This window comes from Polaribacter cellanae, from assembly GCF_017569185.1.
Taxonomy (GTDB): Bacteria; Bacteroidota; Bacteroidia; order Flavobacteriales; family Flavobacteriaceae; genus Polaribacter; species Polaribacter cellanae.
This window is the reverse complement of sequence record NZ_CP071869.1, coordinates 2,090,982-2,109,328: the sequence shown is the minus strand read 5'-3', so window position 1 is coordinate 2,109,328 and position 18,347 is coordinate 2,090,982. Positions and strand designations below refer to the sequence as shown.

The 18,347-nt window shown below is 31.8% G+C and carries 19 protein-coding genes; 9 read left to right on the top strand and 10 right to left on the bottom strand.

All coding sequences use genetic code 11. The annotated features are described in order from the left end of the window. Window positions 1-4: 4 nt before the first annotated feature. The gene (locus tag J3359_RS09305; protein WP_208076641.1) at window positions 5-1,084 is read right to left on the bottom strand and encodes an RHS repeat-associated core domain-containing protein; all 1,080 of its coding nucleotides are present in this window, start codon (window positions 1,082-1,084) and stop codon (window positions 5-7) included. Between the two features lie 288 nt (window positions 1,085-1,372). Here J3359_RS09305 and J3359_RS09300 point away from each other — a divergent pair, with 288 nt between their 5' ends. From J3359_RS09300 to J3359_RS09285, 4 genes are all read left to right on the top strand, one after another. Further along, window positions 1,373-1,732: a hypothetical protein gene (locus J3359_RS09300; protein ID WP_208076646.1), complete on the top strand. Its 360-nt coding sequence runs from the start codon at window positions 1,373-1,375 to the stop codon at window positions 1,730-1,732. Between the two features lie 540 nt (window positions 1,733-2,272). After that, window positions 2,273-2,455 carry a hypothetical protein gene (locus J3359_RS09295; protein ID WP_208076645.1) on the top strand — a complete coding sequence of 61 codons (183 nt, stop codon included), beginning with the start codon at window positions 2,273-2,275 and terminating at the stop codon, window positions 2,453-2,455. 19 nt (window positions 2,456-2,474) lie between these two features. Then, window positions 2,475-3,206, top strand: coding sequence for a transposase (locus J3359_RS09290; RefSeq protein WP_208076644.1), 732 nt, complete (start codon window positions 2,475-2,477; stop codon window positions 3,204-3,206). 150 nt (window positions 3,207-3,356) lie between these two features. Then, window positions 3,357-3,575 carry a hypothetical protein gene (locus tag J3359_RS09285; RefSeq protein ID WP_208076643.1) on the top strand — a complete coding sequence of 73 codons (219 nt, stop codon included), beginning with the start codon at window positions 3,357-3,359 and terminating at the stop codon, window positions 3,573-3,575. A gap of 159 nt (window positions 3,576-3,734) precedes the next feature. Here the strand turns inward: J3359_RS09285 and J3359_RS09280 are convergent, their stop codons facing one another. The 4 genes from J3359_RS09280 to J3359_RS09265 all read right to left on the bottom strand — a co-directional run bounded on the left by J3359_RS09280 (window position 3,735) and on the right by J3359_RS09265 (window position 8,463). Continuing rightward, on the bottom strand, window positions 3,735-3,884 hold the full coding sequence (locus J3359_RS09280) for a hypothetical protein (RefSeq protein WP_208076637.1): 150 nt from the start codon (window positions 3,882-3,884) through the stop codon (window positions 3,735-3,737). Between the two features lie 1,161 nt (window positions 3,885-5,045). Next, window positions 5,046-5,930 (bottom strand): tyrosine-type recombinase/integrase, encoded by an 885-nt coding sequence (locus J3359_RS09275; RefSeq protein WP_208076636.1) that lies wholly within the window; start codon window positions 5,928-5,930, stop codon window positions 5,046-5,048. Then, window positions 5,927-6,847, bottom strand: a complete 921-nt coding sequence (locus J3359_RS09270) for a tyrosine-type recombinase/integrase (RefSeq protein WP_208076635.1) — start codon at window positions 6,845-6,847, stop codon at window positions 5,927-5,929. The genes J3359_RS09275 and J3359_RS09270 overlap by 4 nt, the downstream gene beginning before the upstream one ends. An 89-nt stretch (window positions 6,848-6,936) precedes the next feature. Beyond that, a complete protein-coding gene (locus tag J3359_RS09265; RefSeq protein ID WP_243765889.1) occupies window positions 6,937-8,463 on the bottom strand; it encodes an MTBMA_p00010-related P-loop-containing protein in 1,527 nt (508 codons plus the stop codon). Between the two features lie 90 nt (window positions 8,464-8,553). On the opposite strand from J3359_RS09265, the gene J3359_RS09260 reads away from it, so the two are divergent. After that, the gene (locus J3359_RS09260; RefSeq protein WP_208076642.1) at window positions 8,554-8,970 is read left to right on the top strand and encodes a helix-turn-helix domain-containing protein; all 417 of its coding nucleotides are present in this window, start codon (window positions 8,554-8,556) and stop codon (window positions 8,968-8,970) included. Window positions 8,971-9,384: 414 nt separating this feature from the next. Here the strand turns inward: J3359_RS09260 and J3359_RS09255 are convergent, their stop codons facing one another. After that, window positions 9,385-10,464: an RHS repeat-associated core domain-containing protein gene (locus J3359_RS09255; RefSeq protein WP_208076641.1), complete on the bottom strand. Its 1,080-nt coding sequence runs from the start codon at window positions 10,462-10,464 to the stop codon at window positions 9,385-9,387. A 375-nt stretch (window positions 10,465-10,839) separates the two neighbouring features. Here J3359_RS09255 and J3359_RS09250 point away from each other — a divergent pair, with 375 nt between their 5' ends. The 3 genes from J3359_RS09250 (at window position 10,840) to J3359_RS09240 (ending at window position 12,948) form a co-directional block, all read left to right on the top strand. Next, window positions 10,840-11,211 (top strand): hypothetical protein, encoded by a 372-nt coding sequence (locus J3359_RS09250; protein ID WP_208076640.1) that lies wholly within the window; start codon window positions 10,840-10,842, stop codon window positions 11,209-11,211. Window positions 11,212-11,274: 63 nt separating this feature from the next. After that, entirely contained in the window at window positions 11,275-12,573 is a 1,299-nt protein-coding gene (locus J3359_RS09245; protein WP_208076639.1) for an IS1380 family transposase, read from the top strand. A 6-nt stretch (window positions 12,574-12,579) separates the two neighbouring features. Then, entirely contained in the window at window positions 12,580-12,948 is a 369-nt protein-coding gene (locus J3359_RS09240; protein WP_208076638.1) for a hypothetical protein, read from the top strand. 160 nt (window positions 12,949-13,108) lie between these two features. Here J3359_RS09240 and J3359_RS09235 read toward each other — a convergent pair whose 3' ends face one another. From J3359_RS09235 to J3359_RS09220, 4 genes are all read right to left on the bottom strand, one after another. Then, window positions 13,109-13,258, bottom strand: coding sequence for a hypothetical protein (locus J3359_RS09235; protein WP_208076637.1), 150 nt, complete (start codon window positions 13,256-13,258; stop codon window positions 13,109-13,111). A 1,161-nt stretch (window positions 13,259-14,419) separates the two neighbouring features. Further along, window positions 14,420-15,304, bottom strand: a complete 885-nt coding sequence (locus tag J3359_RS09230; RefSeq protein WP_208076636.1) for a tyrosine-type recombinase/integrase — start codon at window positions 15,302-15,304, stop codon at window positions 14,420-14,422. Then, window positions 15,301-16,221 (bottom strand): tyrosine-type recombinase/integrase, encoded by a 921-nt coding sequence (locus J3359_RS09225; protein ID WP_208076635.1) that lies wholly within the window; start codon window positions 16,219-16,221, stop codon window positions 15,301-15,303. Before J3359_RS09225 ends, J3359_RS09230 begins: the two co-directional genes overlap by 4 nt. An 89-nt stretch (window positions 16,222-16,310) precedes the next feature. Then, window positions 16,311-17,837, bottom strand: coding sequence for an MTBMA_p00010-related P-loop-containing protein (locus tag J3359_RS09220; RefSeq protein WP_243765888.1), 1,527 nt, complete (start codon window positions 17,835-17,837; stop codon window positions 16,311-16,313). A gap of 90 nt (window positions 17,838-17,927) precedes the next feature. Between J3359_RS09220 and J3359_RS09215 the strand changes: the two genes are divergently transcribed. Next, entirely contained in the window at window positions 17,928-18,344 is a 417-nt protein-coding gene (locus J3359_RS09215) for a helix-turn-helix domain-containing protein (protein ID WP_208076634.1), read from the top strand. Window positions 18,345-18,347 lie beyond the last annotated feature (3 nt).

Genomic DNA, 18,347 nt, shown 5'->3' with positions numbered 1-18,347 from the left:
TTTATTAGTTATTATTAGTAGATACATTACCATCCTTTGGATCTAATTTTGTGAATTGTTTATTCCATTCGGCTACTGTGTAATTTTTCTTATTATAAGTAACACCAGTTATACCACCATCAGTATTAAAATTAACACTAATATTAAATGTAGACATAGTTTCATTACCATTACCTGGTAATGAAATAAGAGGGTTACCATCTGCTCCAGAAACACCTAGAAAGACACCAACTCCATTAGAATCTGTTATAAAAGTTTCATTTGAAGGGAATTTATCTCCAGTTATTTTTCCAGAAAAACTAATAACACTTCCTTTATCTCCTAATTGTTGACTTGTAATTGTCATAGAACCTTTAGTATCTATATCTGGAGAACCAGGTACAAGACTATTATTACCACTTAAATGAAATCCTACTTCTGCAGAAACTTTTCCATCATCTCTTACACCACTTACGTTATTAGACATACTATGCTCAATACTTGCATCAGAATATGATGAATTACCTGTTAAAATATTATGAGACATAGAACCTGTTGCAGAAGAACCACGATCACTAATTCCAGTACTTGTAGCCCTCACATTAACTCTACCTGATATTCTCGAACTTGAACTTGGATTAGTAGTAAACTTCCTATTAGCCCCATCACCTTTATAAGGACCACCAAATGTCTTAAAAGGAGCAAAACTGGCAGTATGTATAGAAACTTTTTCTAAACCTTCTAATTCATAAGAATCAATTACTCTATTTTCGGAAAAATTATATGGAGATTGATAATTGTATTCTTCAGCTAATGGGTCTACTTGCCAAAATCTACCAATTGCAGGGTCACTTACACGATATTTCCACTCGTGAGTATTTAATCCTAAATCTTCTGTGAACTCTTGACCTTGATAATGTTTCAAATTATTTTTAGCACCAATAATAGTGTTATTATATCCACGATGCTCTAATCCGAAGGGGTAGAAATTTGATTCTCTTAATATTTCAGTAGCAGGCTGTATAATACCATCATTATTACTATCTGAATACGAGAGCCTTACGTTGTTAACTTGATCTTTATATTGATACACATAACCTAACACACTTACGCATTTTTTCTACTGGTATTCCCTTATTTCTATTAGCTTTTCACTAAAAATTGTTTTTTATGAACGTCCTTTCTACACCATCACAGCATAAAGATAATTATTTCTGTTTTGTCCAACAAACAAACTTTAACATTTTGTTTATACGTTTTGCATCATTATTGTAGTTCTCTATAAAACAAGACGTTAACACTTGTCTACTAATCAGATTGTTTTTCAACCACCAAGCTTGCATTTATTGTTTAACCAGTTCTGTATGTTTTACAGAACATAAATCTTTTTATTATGAGCAAGCAAAAAGGATTAATTAAATTAGTAGGGAACATTGGGGGCGTATCTTTTTACACTTCTAATGGTGAGTATCTAGCTAGGATGGCTGGAGGACCTTCCAAGGAACGTATCCAAACAGACCCTAATTTCAAACGTACCAGAGAGAACAATGCCGAGTTTGGTGGTTCAGCCAAAGTAGGTAAAGCATTAAGAACCGCCTTGAGTGGTGTACTTCAAGTAATGGGTGGCAGTAGATTGGCTTCCCAGTTAACCAAGATTTTTAAAACCATTAACCTAAAGGGTGTAGGTGTCAGAGGTAAAAGACCCATTACACTTTCTGCCAATAAAGAGCTCTTAACTGGTTGTGGAATTTAAATCGTAAGTCAAGTTTATCAACGGTGTTTACTGCTCCTTATACTGCAACGATTAACGCAGACCGTAATGAAGTTGTTTATCCTGAATTATGCAATAGATGATTTAAAAATTTTGTATAAACGATTACGATTATTAGCTTTACAGTGAATTTAACACATAACCCAAATGGTTAATTCTCCCTATAGAGTATTCAAGTAAGAAAGTCACCCCTTTTGGAGGGATGAGCTTAATGAAGCGTTTTATTGATCAAACAGAAATTAGAGAACAACTAGCACAATTTAGATTTACCTCAACCAAGCTCTAATGCGGGTTATAATCCTGCACATATAACTGAAGCTTTTTGGTTGAGTATTTGGACAGGAGCCTCTCGTTTATATCCATTGTGATTGGTTCCGTATGATAGCGCATTGCAAGAAATTTTGGATGGAATAGTATGCCTTCACAAAGTACCTATAGTCGTTTTTTTGGCAAGGTTTTCTCAAAAGCGCAATACAGAAGTTATTTCCAAAGTTGCAACATTGTTTTTCAAGCAATTAGATGTTGACAACTTACTATAGATTTGATAGCACAGTTATTACAAGATATGGAGAGCAACAAGGTAGCGCAAAAGGTTATAATCCCAATAAAAAAGGCAGGAACTACACATCACCCATTAATGGCCTTTGTGACCAAACCAGAATGGTTGCCAATGCTTGGTTAAGACCAGGCAATACAGCAAGATAGTAGTAGCTGTAAAGAGTTTATGGAAGAAACCTTCAATGAAGCTTTAAAGGACAAAAGAGTTGGTTTAGTTCGTGCAGATAGTGGTTTTTACACACAAGATTTATTAGATTATCTAGAAGGCAAACAACTCAATTACATTATGGCAGCACGTATGTATCCAAATATAAAAAATACAGTTTGGAGTTTGGATAATTGGATAGAGCTCACAAAAGGAATTGAGCTTAATGAGATGATTTTTAACCATACAGATGGTAAGTCAAGGCGCTATATTGTCATAAAAAAGAAAGTAGAAGATCGTCCAAAAGCAGCAGGGAAATTACTCTTTGATGATCTGCCTGGTTATCGTTTTAGTTGCTATGTAACTAATCTAGATTTACCCCTAGACCAAGTTTGGAATATCTACAACACCAGAGCTGATTGTGAAAACAGAATCAAAGAACTCAAAGAAGACTTTGGATTGGACAACTTTTGTTTAAAGAATTTTTGGGCAACTGAGGCTTCCTTTAGATTCATTATGGTGGCTTATAACCTAATGAGTTTGTTTAGGCATTTTGCCTTAAATCATCATAATCGAGCAACTTTAAAAACCCTAAAAGTCTATTGCTTTGCATTAGGAGCTTGGACAGTAAATCATGCTAACAGAAAGGTGTTAAAGATTGCTTTGAACACTAAAAAAAGACCTTGGATGGACGGATTATTCTCCCAAATTAATAATTTAAGTCCTCCTTTTTGTTTTATTCCTAATGCATAATGCGGGTTTATACAATAGCTGCATTTACACCTGCTATTTTGTGGTTGCGCCTGCAGGTGCTACGCATTTTAAATTAGTAAGCTGCTGTTGGTTTGGTGTCAGATTATGTGTATGATGATGGCGTAAATACTTATGAACCTACTGTACCAGATGAGAACAGTAATAGGTGTGGTAGTTTCAAGCACAACAAAGGCGCTTGATGCGAACAGTACTGCAACCACATTAACGGCTACGATTCCTGGTGGAGCTGTTACAGATGCAGAAGTAAGTGTAGTTTCTTGTTTAGGAATTGAGTTTTACCAAAAGGTAGGCACTACAGATTATATATTATCGCAAGGTAATACAATGAAAGTTACACACGTATTCTGATTTGTAAACCCCTTGTTTTGCCAAGGAAGCATCCTCTTTTGAGGGTGCTTTTTTATGGACTGATTGAACACTGGTACTCGTGATTAGTGGGAACATATACGGCTTATATACGGCTCATATACGGAACGTCTGTAAATATGAGTTATATAATTTCTCATTTTAACTAAACTTAATTTTTTCTATAATTGGTTTTAAATATTCTAGCACTTCATTTGGATTCATTTTCATTATTGTGACTACAGCTAATATAATTAACATTACTTGCCACCAAGCAATTTCTACTTCTACTTCTTTTAATTTTATCTTCATATTCTTGTTGTGTTATTTTATTTATTTATCTAAATTTTGATTCTGTTTTTGTGAGCAAGGTTTTTAACCTCATTAAAACTAAAAATATCATTCTATACATAAGGTGTTCTTTTTTTGTTCGCTGTTTCCATTTTATTAGATTCTACTGTTATATATAAAAGCGTTTTCAATAATTTGTTTTTGCAAAAACATCTATAGTATATATCATAATTTGGGTGTGGGCTTTCGTTTCTCGCTCCTACAAGCTTCTCAACCTTTCTAACACCCCTCTTTTTATTTTGTACTTACTATAAAATAAAAGGTACATTTTGCCCATATACACACATACGTTTACTTCATCTCTTTGCTAGCAATGTATTGCAAGGAGTTGATTTAAAATAGGACAGAAAAAAAGCACTATTATTTTTGGCTGTTTTTCTCCTGTAAACAAAGGAACTACACACTTTTTATTTATTTAAAAAATAAGCTGACCAGTTTCCGTAGTTTCACACGATAGTGTTTTCATCAATCGGTTTACGTTTTAAAAACATAGGATTTGGGGGCGGATGATGTGGCAGAGAATCCTATGTTTTTAAAATGACTTGTTCTTCACAACAAGGAACGAGTTGTATACAAAAACGAGCAAAGATGTGAGCGTAGGAACACTTGGACTACGTGAGGATTTTGTGAAGTTTTTTTATGCAAATTCGGAGCGTGGGCTTACGTAGTAAAAATTAAAGATGTCGTAGTGCGAAGGCGTTGGCTGTAGTGAGGCATTGGCAGAAGTGGTGGCAAAAAGCGTGGGCAGAGCGGATATTTTACATAATTTACATTATAACAACGGCTTTGGTGATGTGGTGGCTGATGTAGGCAGTTTTATAATGCCAATTATGTAAAGATAGCTTGGGATAGTTTTTATGGCGGAGTTTTTGGGGTTTAGCGTGGATAACAGCTTTTTGTGATTGTGAGGAACGAGCAACTTACAAAGTGCTGTATTTAGCGTTGGCTTTCAAAAACTGTGACATAAAAACTATAGAAGTGGTGGCGAGCGGAACAAAACAAAAGACAGAGGTTTTTTACTTTTTCTGTAAAAATATGGATTTTGTTTTGTGGGGATTCTTTCCATTCCTACTGGATTTTTAGCGAGCTTGTGAGGAACGAACAAGCGAAGCTTTGTTATCTTTAATTTATTGGATGGAACTTTGTAATAGCTTCTTGTAAATTTTCTAAATTATCTTGCTGATATCTTTCTGTAGATCCAATATATTTATGACCACACATTTGTTGTACTTCTCTAATATTATGCTTTGTTAACCAATCTGTAATCACACTTGCTCGTAGTTGTTGTAAGTTTTCTACTTTGTAATTAATCTGTTTTAACTTTTTTATAATACTGTTCAATATTGTATTAAATTGATTGGTATTTAGAGGGAATAAAGTATCGTTATATAGTTTTATATGTTGTTGTATTTTGGGTCTATATTCATTAATATATTCCATTAATTCTATCACTTGCCAAGGTTTTAATAGTAAGGTTCTTGGGTTGCTTCTTTTGGTACTTGGAACATCTATTTTACCTTTGTATAACTGTAAATCATCTACTTGCAATTTTGCTAATGTGCCATTATTTAAAGCTTGATAAACAATTAAACCTGTAATTACTTTATTTCTTTTAGCTGTTGCTGTAAAATAAAAATCGTTAATATTTTCGGTTTCATAACTGTAATATAAATCTTCTAATTCGTCTGTGGATAATAGATTTGCTAATACTTTAATTCTTGTTCGTTTTACTTTCACATCTTCAGCAGGATTGTCTATTCTTATGTTTTTTGCTATTAAATAATCGTAATAATATTTGATGCCTCGTATTTGATTGTTTACACTTTCTGGTTTCCAGTTTTTGGCTTGTAGATATTTGATGTATTGTAGTAAAGTTTTATAGTCTATTAATTGTGGATTGTAATTGCTGTTTTTACACCAATTTTTATAATCGGTTAATCTCCAAACATAACGCTGTATGCTAATTGTACTGTGTTGTTCTTTTTGTAAGTATTCTTTATAACTCATAATTTCTTTACTAAATGCGTATAAATTTGTGTTGTTTCTAAATGACTATGACCTAAAAATTGTTTGATATCTTCAATGTTCATACCTGCTTCTAAAAAATGTGTCGCAATAGAATGACGTAATCTATGAGGAGAGATACGCTTGTCAATAATTTCTTGATTGTTCGTTGCTTTTACAATTGCTCTTAATCTACTTGCTAATGTATTTCCTTCTAAACGTGTTCCGTAATTTCCTATTAATAAGGCTTCACTTTCTCTATAATCTTTAAACTGTATTCTTGCATCATAAATATATTCTTCTAGTATTTCCAAGTTGTATAAATTGATAGGTACTAATCTTTCTTTATAATTTTTTCCTTTTCTAACGTGTAGAATTTCTTTATCAAAAAGCACATCTTTGATATTTAATTGTACTGCTTCATTTCTGCGTAAACCACAACTATATAATAATACTAACATTGCTTTATCTCTTTGTTGTATGTGTGTAAATGGACTGCTAAATTGGGTTGCTTTAAAGAGTTCTTTTGCTTCTTCTTGTGTGAGGATATTAATAATTTCTAATCGATTTATACGTTCTGGTTTTAAATGGATAGCTATATTTTTTGCACTATGTTTTTGTAGGTATTCTTTAAATTTTCGCAACGCATTTTGATGTGAGTTTAGAGAACTTTTACTTAATGCACCACTTCGTTTTTGATTGGGTCTTTGTTGTAATTCTTTGTAATATTCTTTAACTATGGTTCTTGTAATATTTTCTACACTATTAATATGATGTTGTTCTAAATAATAAAAAAACTCTTGTAAAAATCGTGGATAACTATAAACACTCTTTTCTGTAAAACCTAATATGTCTAACCATTCTTTGTAATTAATTACCAATGCTTTATAACTACTATTTTTTAACTTTAATTTTTTCATCTCTTAACCTTTTTTAGAGTTTGGTGGCGAGGTAGAATTAAATTTCTTTTAACCAGTTATTTAACTTCGCCATTTTTATAGTGGCGAACTTATGACGAAGTAGCGAGGTTGATATTAGCAATACAATCGTGTAATGCTTTGTCTATCTGATTTTTAAGTTCTTTATATTCGTTTATGTCAATAATTTCATAATGATACAATTGCCCTTTTTTACCTTTTACTTTTTTAATATAACTCTCTGCTAATAATTGTTTGTTGTATCTTCTTAATGTAGTTTCTTTTACTCTTAAATTTCTTCTGATTTCTGAACTGGTAAACGTAGTTTGCTTATTTTCTTGTAAATACTTTTTTAAGTTTTCTAGGTGGTTTCTTGTTGCTCCTGTAATGGTATCAGATTTTCGTAATAATACTTCTGTGATTAATTCATTGGCTTCTTCAATATCTTCTATGGTAGTTTCTATATATTCTTCTCCAGTATCTTTATTATATTTCTTCTCTCTTTGATATTGCTTATAGAATGTAATGGCGTTTATAAATTGCAAGTAGTGTGAGTTTGTACGTCTTGGTTTAAAAACTAATTGAGGAAGCTCTAAATATTCTGCAAAAGGATTGATGACTTTTATAGGTTTTAATACTCGCTGTACATTCTTTAAAATTTCTTTGGATTTGTATTCTGATTGTTCATCTAATTTACCTGAGGTTGCTAATCTCTGATAATTCATTATTCGATTATCTTGTTCTTGACTTTCATCTATGTACAGTAAAAAACTTCTATTACTGTTATCCTCGTAAATGCTCTCTTGTGTAGTACAACCTGCTACACTTACTGGACCTTCTACTGTTAAATGGATGGTTTTTGTATTGCCTTGCGCATCTTTATGTACAACTGTTTTGGTAATTCTTTTCTTGGATTGTAATTCTCTTAATGGATAGAGTACTGATAATGCGCCGTCTAAATCTTCTATTAAAATAAGTTTGTGTTGTAGTTCTGTTCTATTAAAATAATAAAATGCGTTGGCGGATAATACTGTGATTTCTACTTTGTCTTCTTCTGGAATGAGTTCTGCAATCTTACTTTGTAAATGTGTTTTTCCTGTTCCAGAACTTCCTAAACTAATACAGTGTAATGGATTGTTTGTTTTTCTACTTGTAAAAATTAAGTACATCAAAAGGCGGTTATTGACTTCGCCAATTACGCCGCTCTTGTTGATGTACTCGTTGGTTCTCTCTAGCAATTTTCCCTTTCTTAAAAAGCTAATAGCTTCTTTTTCTTCTACAGCTGATAATTCTTTGTAAAATGGTTTGTAGGCTTCTTGTTCTTTTTCTATTAATAAAAATCTGTAGTTCTCTAACTCGTGTGTGAGTTCCTGTAATGTTTTTCTAATAACACTTGTACCTATTTCTAATCGTTCTGCTACTTTTCTTATAAATTTCTCTACTTGATTATCATTATATAAATCTATACTTTGACGTAATATGTTATGTTGTTTTACCTTTTGGATTGATAGAGTTACGCGTAGACTTTCTAATTTATTAGTTCTAATACCGCCTAAAATGTGTATTTCTAAATATTTTGTAGTGTAACTATAGTTATTGGTGTTGTTAGTGTCTAACATATAAATTATTTTTTGCCTTATTTATCAATAGAACAAAATTATTTATATTTGCCTTATTAAGCAAATATAATTCAATAAAAATATAATAAATTGATAAATAAAGCTGCAAAACGTAGATTTGTTATCGCATTAAGCAATACTATTATGATTAGTGATAACATTAAACGAATGAGAGAAGCTAAAGGACTTTCTCAAAAAGAAGTGATTTCTGCCATTAGTATGGGAGCTGCCCAATATAGCAGAATTGAAAATGGTAAAACTGACCCTTCTATTTCTACTGTGGAGAAGATTGCTAAAGCTTTGGGTGTTACTATGGCTGAACTTTTTACGGATGCTAACGATTTAAAAGAAATTAACTCACTTAATAAAACACTTATTGAACGTGTTACCTTAATTGATACGCTTACCAAAGAGGAACAAAAAACTATCTTTACTATCCTTGATGCTTTTATTTCTAAACGTAAGTTTAAATCTACTCTTAAAAACGTTCTTAAAGATATTGAGTAATAACCATAAAAAAACCACCTCATTAAAGGTGGTTGTAGTTTATTATTAACTTTTAATTATCTTAATTTTTATTAAGGTTTGTTTTTCTGTAAGTTAAATTATAAAAAATTACTGATATAATACTAATCAATAAAAAAACAAAAGCAATATAATATACCCAAAAATAAAAACTTTTATTAATCGCTATAAAGTCTGTAAAATAATTATTAATTTTATTATTACTACTTATTAATAGCGAGATTACATAGTATATATATGAGCCTAAAATCAAAGAAAGAAACACTTTGCTAAATAATTTAAAACCGTGTTTTATCTTAATAGAATTTCTGATTAAAATAACTATGAGTGTTACTATCAAAAGAATAGGAAAAAGATAATACCAAATTGTTGCTATAACTTTCATTATTAAATTTATTAGTTATTATTAGTAGATACATTACCATCCTTTGGATCTAATTTTGTGAATTGTTTATTCCATTCGGCTACTGTGTAATTTTTCTTATTATAAGTAACACCAGTTATACCACCATCAGTATTAAAATTAACACTAATATTAAATGTAGACATAGTTTCATTACCATTACCTGGTAATGAAATAAGAGGGTTACCATCTGCTCCAGAAACACCTAGAAAGACACCAACTCCATTAGAATCTGTTATAAAAGTTTCATTTGAAGGGAATTTATCTCCAGTTATTTTTCCAGAAAAACTAATAACACTTCCTTTATCTCCTAATTGTTGACTTGTAATTGTCATAGAACCTTTAGTATCTATATCTGGAGAACCAGGTACAAGACTATTATTACCACTTAAATGAAATCCTACTTCTGCAGAAACTTTTCCATCATCTCTTACACCACTTACGTTATTAGACATACTATGCTCAATACTTGCATCAGAATATGATGAATTACCTGTTAAAATATTATGAGACATAGAACCTGTTGCAGAAGAACCACGATCACTAATTCCAGTACTTGTAGCCCTCACATTAACTCTACCTGATATTCTCGAACTTGAACTTGGATTAGTAGTAAACTTCCTATTAGCCCCATCACCTTTATAAGGACCACCAAATGTCTTAAAAGGAGCAAAACTGGCAGTATGTATAGAAACTTTTTCTAAACCTTCTAATTCATAAGAATCAATTACTCTATTTTCGGAAAAATTATATGGAGATTGATAATTGTATTCTTCAGCTAATGGGTCTACTTGCCAAAATCTACCAATTGCAGGGTCACTTACACGATATTTCCACTCGTGAGTATTTAATCCTAAATCTTCTGTGAACTCTTGACCTTGATAATGTTTCAAATTATTTTTAGCACCAATAATAGTGTTATTATATCCACGATGCTCTAATCCGAAGGGGTAGAAATTTGATTCTCTTAATATTTCAGTAGCAGGCTGTATAATACCATCATTATTACTATCTGAATACGAGAGCCTTACGTTGTTAACTTGATCTTTATATTGATACACATAACCTAACACACTTACGCATTTTTTCTACTGGTATTCCCTTATTTCTATTAGCTTTTTCACTAAAAATTGTTTTTTATGAACGTCCTTTCTACACCATCACAGCATAAAGATAATTATTTCTGTTTTGTCCAACAAACAAACTTTAACATTTTGTTTATACGTTTTGCATCATTATTGTAGTTCTCTATAAAACAAGACGTTAACACTTGTCTACTAATCAGATTGTTTTCAACCACCAAGCTTGCATTTATTGTTTAACCAGTTCTGTATGTTTTACAGAACATAAATCTTTTTATTATGAGCAAGCAAAAAGGATTAATTAAATTAGTAGGGAACATTGGGGGCGTATCTTTTTACACTTCTAATGGTGAGTATCTAGCTAGGATGGCTGGAGGACCTTCCAAGGAACGTATCCAAACAGACCCTAATTTCAAACGTACCAGAGAGAACAATGCCGAGTTTGGTGGTTCAGCCAAAGTAGGTAAAGCATTAAGAACCGCCTTGAGTGGTGTACTTCAAGTAATGGGTGGCAGTAGATTGGCTTCCCAGTTAACCAAGATTTTTAAAACCATTAACCTAAAGGGTGTAGGTGTCAGAGGTAAAAGACCCATTACACTTTCTGCCAATAAAGAGCTCTTAACTGGTTTGGATTTAAATCGTAAGTCAAGTTTATCAACGGTGTTTACTGCTCCTTATACTGCAACGATTAACGCAGACCGTAATGAAGTTGTTTATCCTGAATTATGCAATAGATGATTTAAAATTTTGTATAAACGATTACGATTATTAGCTTTACAGTGAATTTAACACATAACCCAAATGGTTAATCTCCCTATAGAGTATTCAAGTAAGAAAGTCACCCCTTTTGGAGGGATGAGCTTAATGAAGCGTTTTATTGATCAAACAGAAATTAGAGAACAACTAGCACAATTAGATTTACCTCAACCAAGCTCTAATGCGGGTTATAATCCTGCACATATAACTGAAGCTTTTTGGTTGAGTATTTGGACAGGAGCCTCTCGTTATATCCATTGTGATTGGTTACGTTATGATAGCGCATTGCAAGAAATTTTTGGATGGAATCGTATGCCTTCACAAAGTACCTATAGTCGTTTTTTTGGCAAGTTTTCTCAAAAGCGCAATACAGAAGTATTTCCAAAGTTGCAACATTGGTTTTTCAAGCAATTAGATGTTGACAACTTAACTATAGATTTTGATAGCACAGTTATTACAAGATATGGAGAGCAACAAGGTAGCGCAAAAGGTTATAATCCCAATAAAAAAGGCAGGAACTCACATCACCCATTAATGGCCTTTGTGAGCCAAACCAGAATGGTTGCCAATGCTTGGTTAAGACCAGGCAATACAGCAGATAGTAGTAGCTGTAAAGAGTTTATGGAAGAAACCTTCAATGAAGCTTTAAAGGACAAAAGAGTTGGTTTAGTTCGTGCAGATAGTGGTTTTTACACACAAGATTTATTAGATTATCTAGAAGGCAAACAACTCAATTACATTATGGCAGCACGTATGTATCCAAATATAAAAAATACAGTTTGGAGTTTGGATAATTGGATAGAGCTCACAAAAGGAATTGAGCTTAATGAGATGATTTTTAACCATACAGATGGTAAGTCAAGGCGCTATATTGTCATAAAAAAGAAAGTAGAAGATCGTCCAAAAGCAGCAGGGAAATTACTCTTTGATGATCTGCCTGGTTATCGTTTTAGTTGCTATGTAACTAATCTAGATTTACCCCTAGACCAAGTTTGGAATATCTACAACACCAGAGCTGATTGTGAAAACAGAATCAAAGAACTCAAAGAAGACTTTGGATTGGACAACTTTTGTTTAAAGAATTTTTGGGCAACTGAGGCTTCCTTTAGATTCATTATGGTGGCTTATAACCTAATGAGTTTGTTTAGGCATTTTGCCTTAAATCATCATAATCGAGCAACTTTAAAAACCCTAAAAGTCTATTGCTTTGCATTAGGAGCTTGGACAGTAAATCATGCTAACAGAAAGGTGTTAAAGATTGCTTTGAACACTAAAAAAAGACCTTGGATGGACGGATTATTCTCCCAAATTAATAATTTAAGTCCTCCTTTTGTTTATTCCTAATGCATAATGCGGGTTTATACAATAGCTGCATTTACACCTGCTAATTTTGTGGTTGCGCCTGCAGGTGCTACGCATTTTAAATTAGTAGCTGCTGTTGGTTTGGTGTCAGATTATGTGTATGATGATGGCGTAAATACTTATGAACCTACTGTACCAGATGAGAACAGTATAGGTGTGGTAGTTTCAAGCACAACAAAGGCGCTTGATGCGAACAGTACTGCAACCACATTAACGGCTACGATTCCTGGTGGAGCTGTTACAGATGCAGAAGTAAGTGTAGTTTCTTGTTTAGGAATTGAGTTTTACCAAAAGGTAGGCACTACAGATTATATATTATCGCAAGGTAATACAATGAAAGTTACACACGTATTCTGATTTGTAAACCCCTTGTTTTGCCAAGGAAGCATCCTCTTTTGAGGGTGCTTTTTTTATGGACTGATTGAACACTGGTACTCGTGATTAGTGGGAACATATACGGCTTATATACGGCTCATATACGGAACGTCTGTAAATATGAGTTATATAATTTCTCATTTTAACTAAACTTAATTTTTTCTATAATTGGTTTTAAATATTCTAGCACTTCATTTGGATTCATTTTCATTATTGTGACTACAGCTAATATAATTAACATTACTTGCCACCAAGCAATTTCTACTTCTACTTCTTTTAATTTTATCTTCATATTCTTGTTGTGTTATTTTATTTATTTATCTAAATTTTGATTCTGTTTTTGTGAGCAAGGTTTTTAACCTCATTAAAACTAAAAATATCATTCTATACATAAGGTGTTCTTTTTTTGTTCGCTGTTTCCATTTTATTAGATTCTACTGTTATATATAAAAGCGTTTTCAATAATTTGTTTTTGCAAAAACATCTATAGTATATATCATAATTTGGGTGTGGGCTTTCGTTTCTCGCTCCTACAAGCTTCTCAACCTTTCTAACACCCCTCTTTTTATTTTGTACTTACTATAAAATAAAAGGTACATTTTGCCCATATACACACATACGTTTACTTCATCTCTTTGCTAGCAATGTATTGCAAGGAGTTGATTTAAAATAGGACAGAAAAAAAGCACTATTATTTTTGGCTGTTTTTCTCCTGTAAACAAAGGAACTACACACTTTTTATTTATTTAAAAAATAAGCTGACCAGTTTCCGTAGTTTCACACGATAGTGTTTTCATCAATCGGTTTACGTTTTAAAAACATAGGATTTGGGGGCGGATGATGTGGCAGAGAATCCTATGTTTTTAAAATGACTTGTTCTTCACAACAAGGAACGAGTTGTATACAAAAACGAGCAAAGATGTGAGCGTAGGAACACTTGGACTACGTGAGGATTTTGTGAAGTTTTTTTATGCAAATTCGGAGCGTGGGCTTACGTAGTAAAAATTAAAGATGTCGTAGTGCGAAGGCGTTGGCTGTAGTGAGGCATTGGCAGAAGTGGTGGCAAAAAGCGTGGGCAGAGCGGATATTTTACATAATTTACATTATAACAACGGCTTTGGTGATGTGGTGGCTGATGTAGGCAGTTTTATAATGCCAATTATGTAAAGATAGCTTGGGATAGTTTTTATGGCGGAGTTTTTGGGGTTTAGCGTGGATAACAGCTTTTTGTGATTGTGAGGAACGAGCAACTTACAAAGTGCTGTATTTAGCGTTGGCTTTCAAAAACTGTGACATAAAAACTATAGAAGTGGTGGCGAGCGGAACAAAACAAAAGACAGAGGTTTTTTACTTTTTCTGTAAAAATATGGATTTTGTTTTGTGGGGATTCTTTCCATTCCTACTGGATTTTTAGCGAGCTTGTGAGGAACGAACAAGCGAAGCTTTGTTATCTTTAATTTATTGGATGGAACTTTGTAATAGCTTCTTGTAAATTTTCTAAATTATCTTGCTGATATCTTTCTGTAGATCCAATATATTTATGACCACACATTTGTTGTACTTCTCTAATATTATGCTTTGTTAACCAATCTGTAATCACACTTGCTCGTAGTTGTTGTAAGTTTTCTACTTTGTAATTAATCTGTTTTAACTTTTTTATAATACTGTTCAATATTGTATTAAATTGATTGGTATTTAGAGGGAATAAAGTATCGTTATATAGTTTTATATGTTGTTGTATTTTGGGTCTATATTCATTAATATATTCCATTAATTCTATCACTTGCCAAGGTTTTAATAGTAAGGTTCTTGGGTTGCTTCTTTTGGTACTTGGAACATCTATTTTACCTTTGTATAACTGTAAATCATCTACTTGCAATTTTGCTAATGTGCCATTATTTAAAGCTTGATAAACAATTAAACCTGTAATTACTTTATTTCTTTTAGCTGTTGCTGTAAAATAAAAATCGTTAATATTTTCGGTTTCATAACTGTAATATAAATCTTCTAATTCGTCTGTGGATAATAGATTTGCTAATACTTTAATTCTTGTTCGTTTTACTTTCACATCTTCAGCAGGATTGTCTATTCTTATGTTTTTTGCTATTAAATAATCGTAATAATATTTGATGCCTCGTATTTGATTGTTTACACTTTCTGGTTTCCAGTTTTTGGCTTGTAGATATTTGATGTATTGTAGTAAAGTTTTATAGTCTATTAATTGTGGATTGTAATTGCTGTTTTTACACCAATTTTTATAATCGGTTAATCTCCAAACATAACGCTGTATGCTAATTGTACTGTGTTGTTCTTTTTGTAAGTATTCTTTATAACTCATAATTTCTTTACTAAATGCGTATAAATTTGTGTTGTTTCTAAATGACTATGACCTAAAAATTGTTTGATATCTTCAATGTTCATACCTGCTTCTAAAAAATGTGTCGCAATAGAATGACGTAATCTATGAGGAGAGATACGCTTGTCAATAATTTCTTGATTGTTCGTTGCTTTTACAATTGCTCTTAATCTACTTGCTAATGTATTTCCTTCTAAACGTGTTCCGTAATTTCCTATTAATAAGGCTTCACTTTCTCTATAATCTTTAAACTGTATTCTTGCATCATAAATATATTCTTCTAGTATTTCCAAGTTGTATAAATTGATAGGTACTAATCTTTCTTTATAATTTTTTCCTTTTCTAACGTGTAGAATTTCTTTATCAAAAAGCACATCTTTGATATTTAATTGTACTGCTTCATTTCTGCGTAAACCACAACTATATAATAATACTAACATTGCTTTATCTCTTTGTTGTATGTGTGTAAATGGACTGCTAAATTGGGTTGCTTTAAAGAGTTCTTTTGCTTCTTCTTGTGTGAGGATATTAATAATTTCTAATCGATTTATACGTTCTGGTTTTAAATGGATAGCTATATTTTTTGCACTATGTTTTTGTAGGTATTCTTTAAATTTTCGCAACGCATTTTGATGTGAGTTTAGAGAACTTTTACTTAATGCACCACTTCGTTTTTGATTGGGTCTTTGTTGTAATTCTTTGTAATATTCTTTAACTATGGTTCTTGTAATATTTTCTACACTATTAATATGATGTTGTTCTAAATAATAAAAAAACTCTTGTAAAAATCGTGGATAACTATAAACACTCTTTTCTGTAAAACCTAATATGTCTAACCATTCTTTGTAATTAATTACCAATGCTTTATAACTACTATTTTTTAACTTTAATTTTTTCATCTCTTAACCTTTTTTAGAGTTTGGTGGCGAGGTAGAATTAAATTTCTTTTAACCAGTTATTTAACTTCGCCATTTTTATAGTGGCGAACTTATGACGAAGTAGCGAGGTTGATATTAGCAATACAATCGTGTAATGCTTTGTCTATCTGATTTTTAAGTTCTTTATATTCGTTTATGTCAATAATTTCATAATGATACAATTGCCCTTTTTTACCTTTTACTTTTTTAATATAACTCTCTGCTAATAATTGTTTGTTGTATCTTCTTAATGTAGTTTCTTTTACTCTTAAATTTCTTCTGATTTCTGAACTGGTAAACGTAGTTTGCTTATTTTCTTGTAAATACTTTTTTAAGTTTTCTAGGTGGTTTCTTGTTGCTCCTGTAATGGTATCAGATTTTCGTAATAATACTTCTGTGATTAATTCATTGGCTTCTTCAATATCTTCTATGGTAGTTTCTATATATTCTTCTCCAGTATCTTTATTATATTTCTTCTCTCTTTGATATTGCTTATAGAATGTAATGGCGTTTATAAATTGCAAGTAGTGTGAGTTTGTACGTCTTGGTTTAAAAACTAATTGAGGAAGCTCTAAATATTCTGCAAAAGGATTGATGACTTTTATAGGTTTTAATACTCGCTGTACATTCTTTAAAATTTCTTTGGATTTGTATTCTGATTGTTCATCTAATTTACCTGAGGTTGCTAATCTCTGATAATTCATTATTCGATTATCTTGTTCTTGACTTTCATCTATGTACAGTAAAAAACTTCTATTACTGTTATCCTCGTAAATGCTCTCTTGTGTAGTACAACCTGCTACACTTACTGGACCTTCTACTGTTAAATGGATGGTTTTTGTATTGCCTTGCGCATCTTTATGTACAACTGTTTTGGTAATTCTTTTCTTGGATTGTAATTCTCTTAATGGATAGAGTACTGATAATGCGCCGTCTAAATCTTCTATTAAAATAAGTTTGTGTTGTAGTTCTGTTCTATTAAAATAATAAAATGCGTTGGCTGATAATACTGTAATTTCTACTTTATCTTCTTCTGGAATGAGTTCTGCAATCTTACTTTGTAAATGTGTTTTTCCTGTTCCAGAACTTCCTAAACTAATACAGTGTAATGGGTTGTTGGTTTTTCTTGATGTAAAAATTAAGTACATCAAAAGGCGGTTATTGACTTCGCCAATTACGCCGCTCTTGTTGATGTACTCGTTGGTTCTCTCTAGCAATTTCCCCTTTTTTAAAAAACTAATAGCTTCTTTTTCCTCGGAAGCCGAGAGCTGTTTTACAAATGGTTTGTTTGCTTGCTCCTCATTGCTAATGAGTAAAAATCTGTAGTTCTCTAATTCGTGTGTTAATTCTTGTAATGTTTTTCTAATAACGCTTGTACCTATTTCTAATCGTTCTGCTACTTTTCGTATAAATTTCTCTACTTGATTATCATTGTATAAATCTATACTTTGTCTTAAAATTTGATGTTGTTTTACTTTTTGGATAGATAATGTTACTCGTAAGCTTTCTAATTTATTAGTTCTAATACCGCCTAAAATGTGTATTTCTAAATGCTTTGTTGTGTAGCTGTAGTTATTTGTGTTGGTAGTATCTAACATATAAATTATTTTTTGCCTTATTTATCAATAGAACAAAATTATTTATATTTGCCTTATTAAGCAAATATAATTCAATAAAAATATATTAAATTGATAAATAAAGCTGTAAAACGTAGATTTGTTATCGCATTAAGCAATACTATTATGATTAGTGATAACATTAAACGAATGAGAGAAGCTAAAGGGCTTTCTCAAAAAGAAGTGATTTCTGCTATTGGTATGGGAGCTGCTCAATATAGTAGAATTGAAAATGGTAAAACTGACCCTTCTATTTCTACTGTAGAGAAGATTGCTAAAGCTTTAGGGGTTACTATGGCTGAATTATTTACAGACACAAACGATTTAAAAGAGATTAATTCACTTAATAAAACGCTTATAGAACGTGTTACCTTAATTGATACGCTTACAAAAGAGGAACAAAAAACTATCTTTACTATCCTTGATGCTTTTATCTCTAAACGTAAGTTTAAATCTACCCTTAAAAACGTTCTTAAAGATATTGAGTAATAA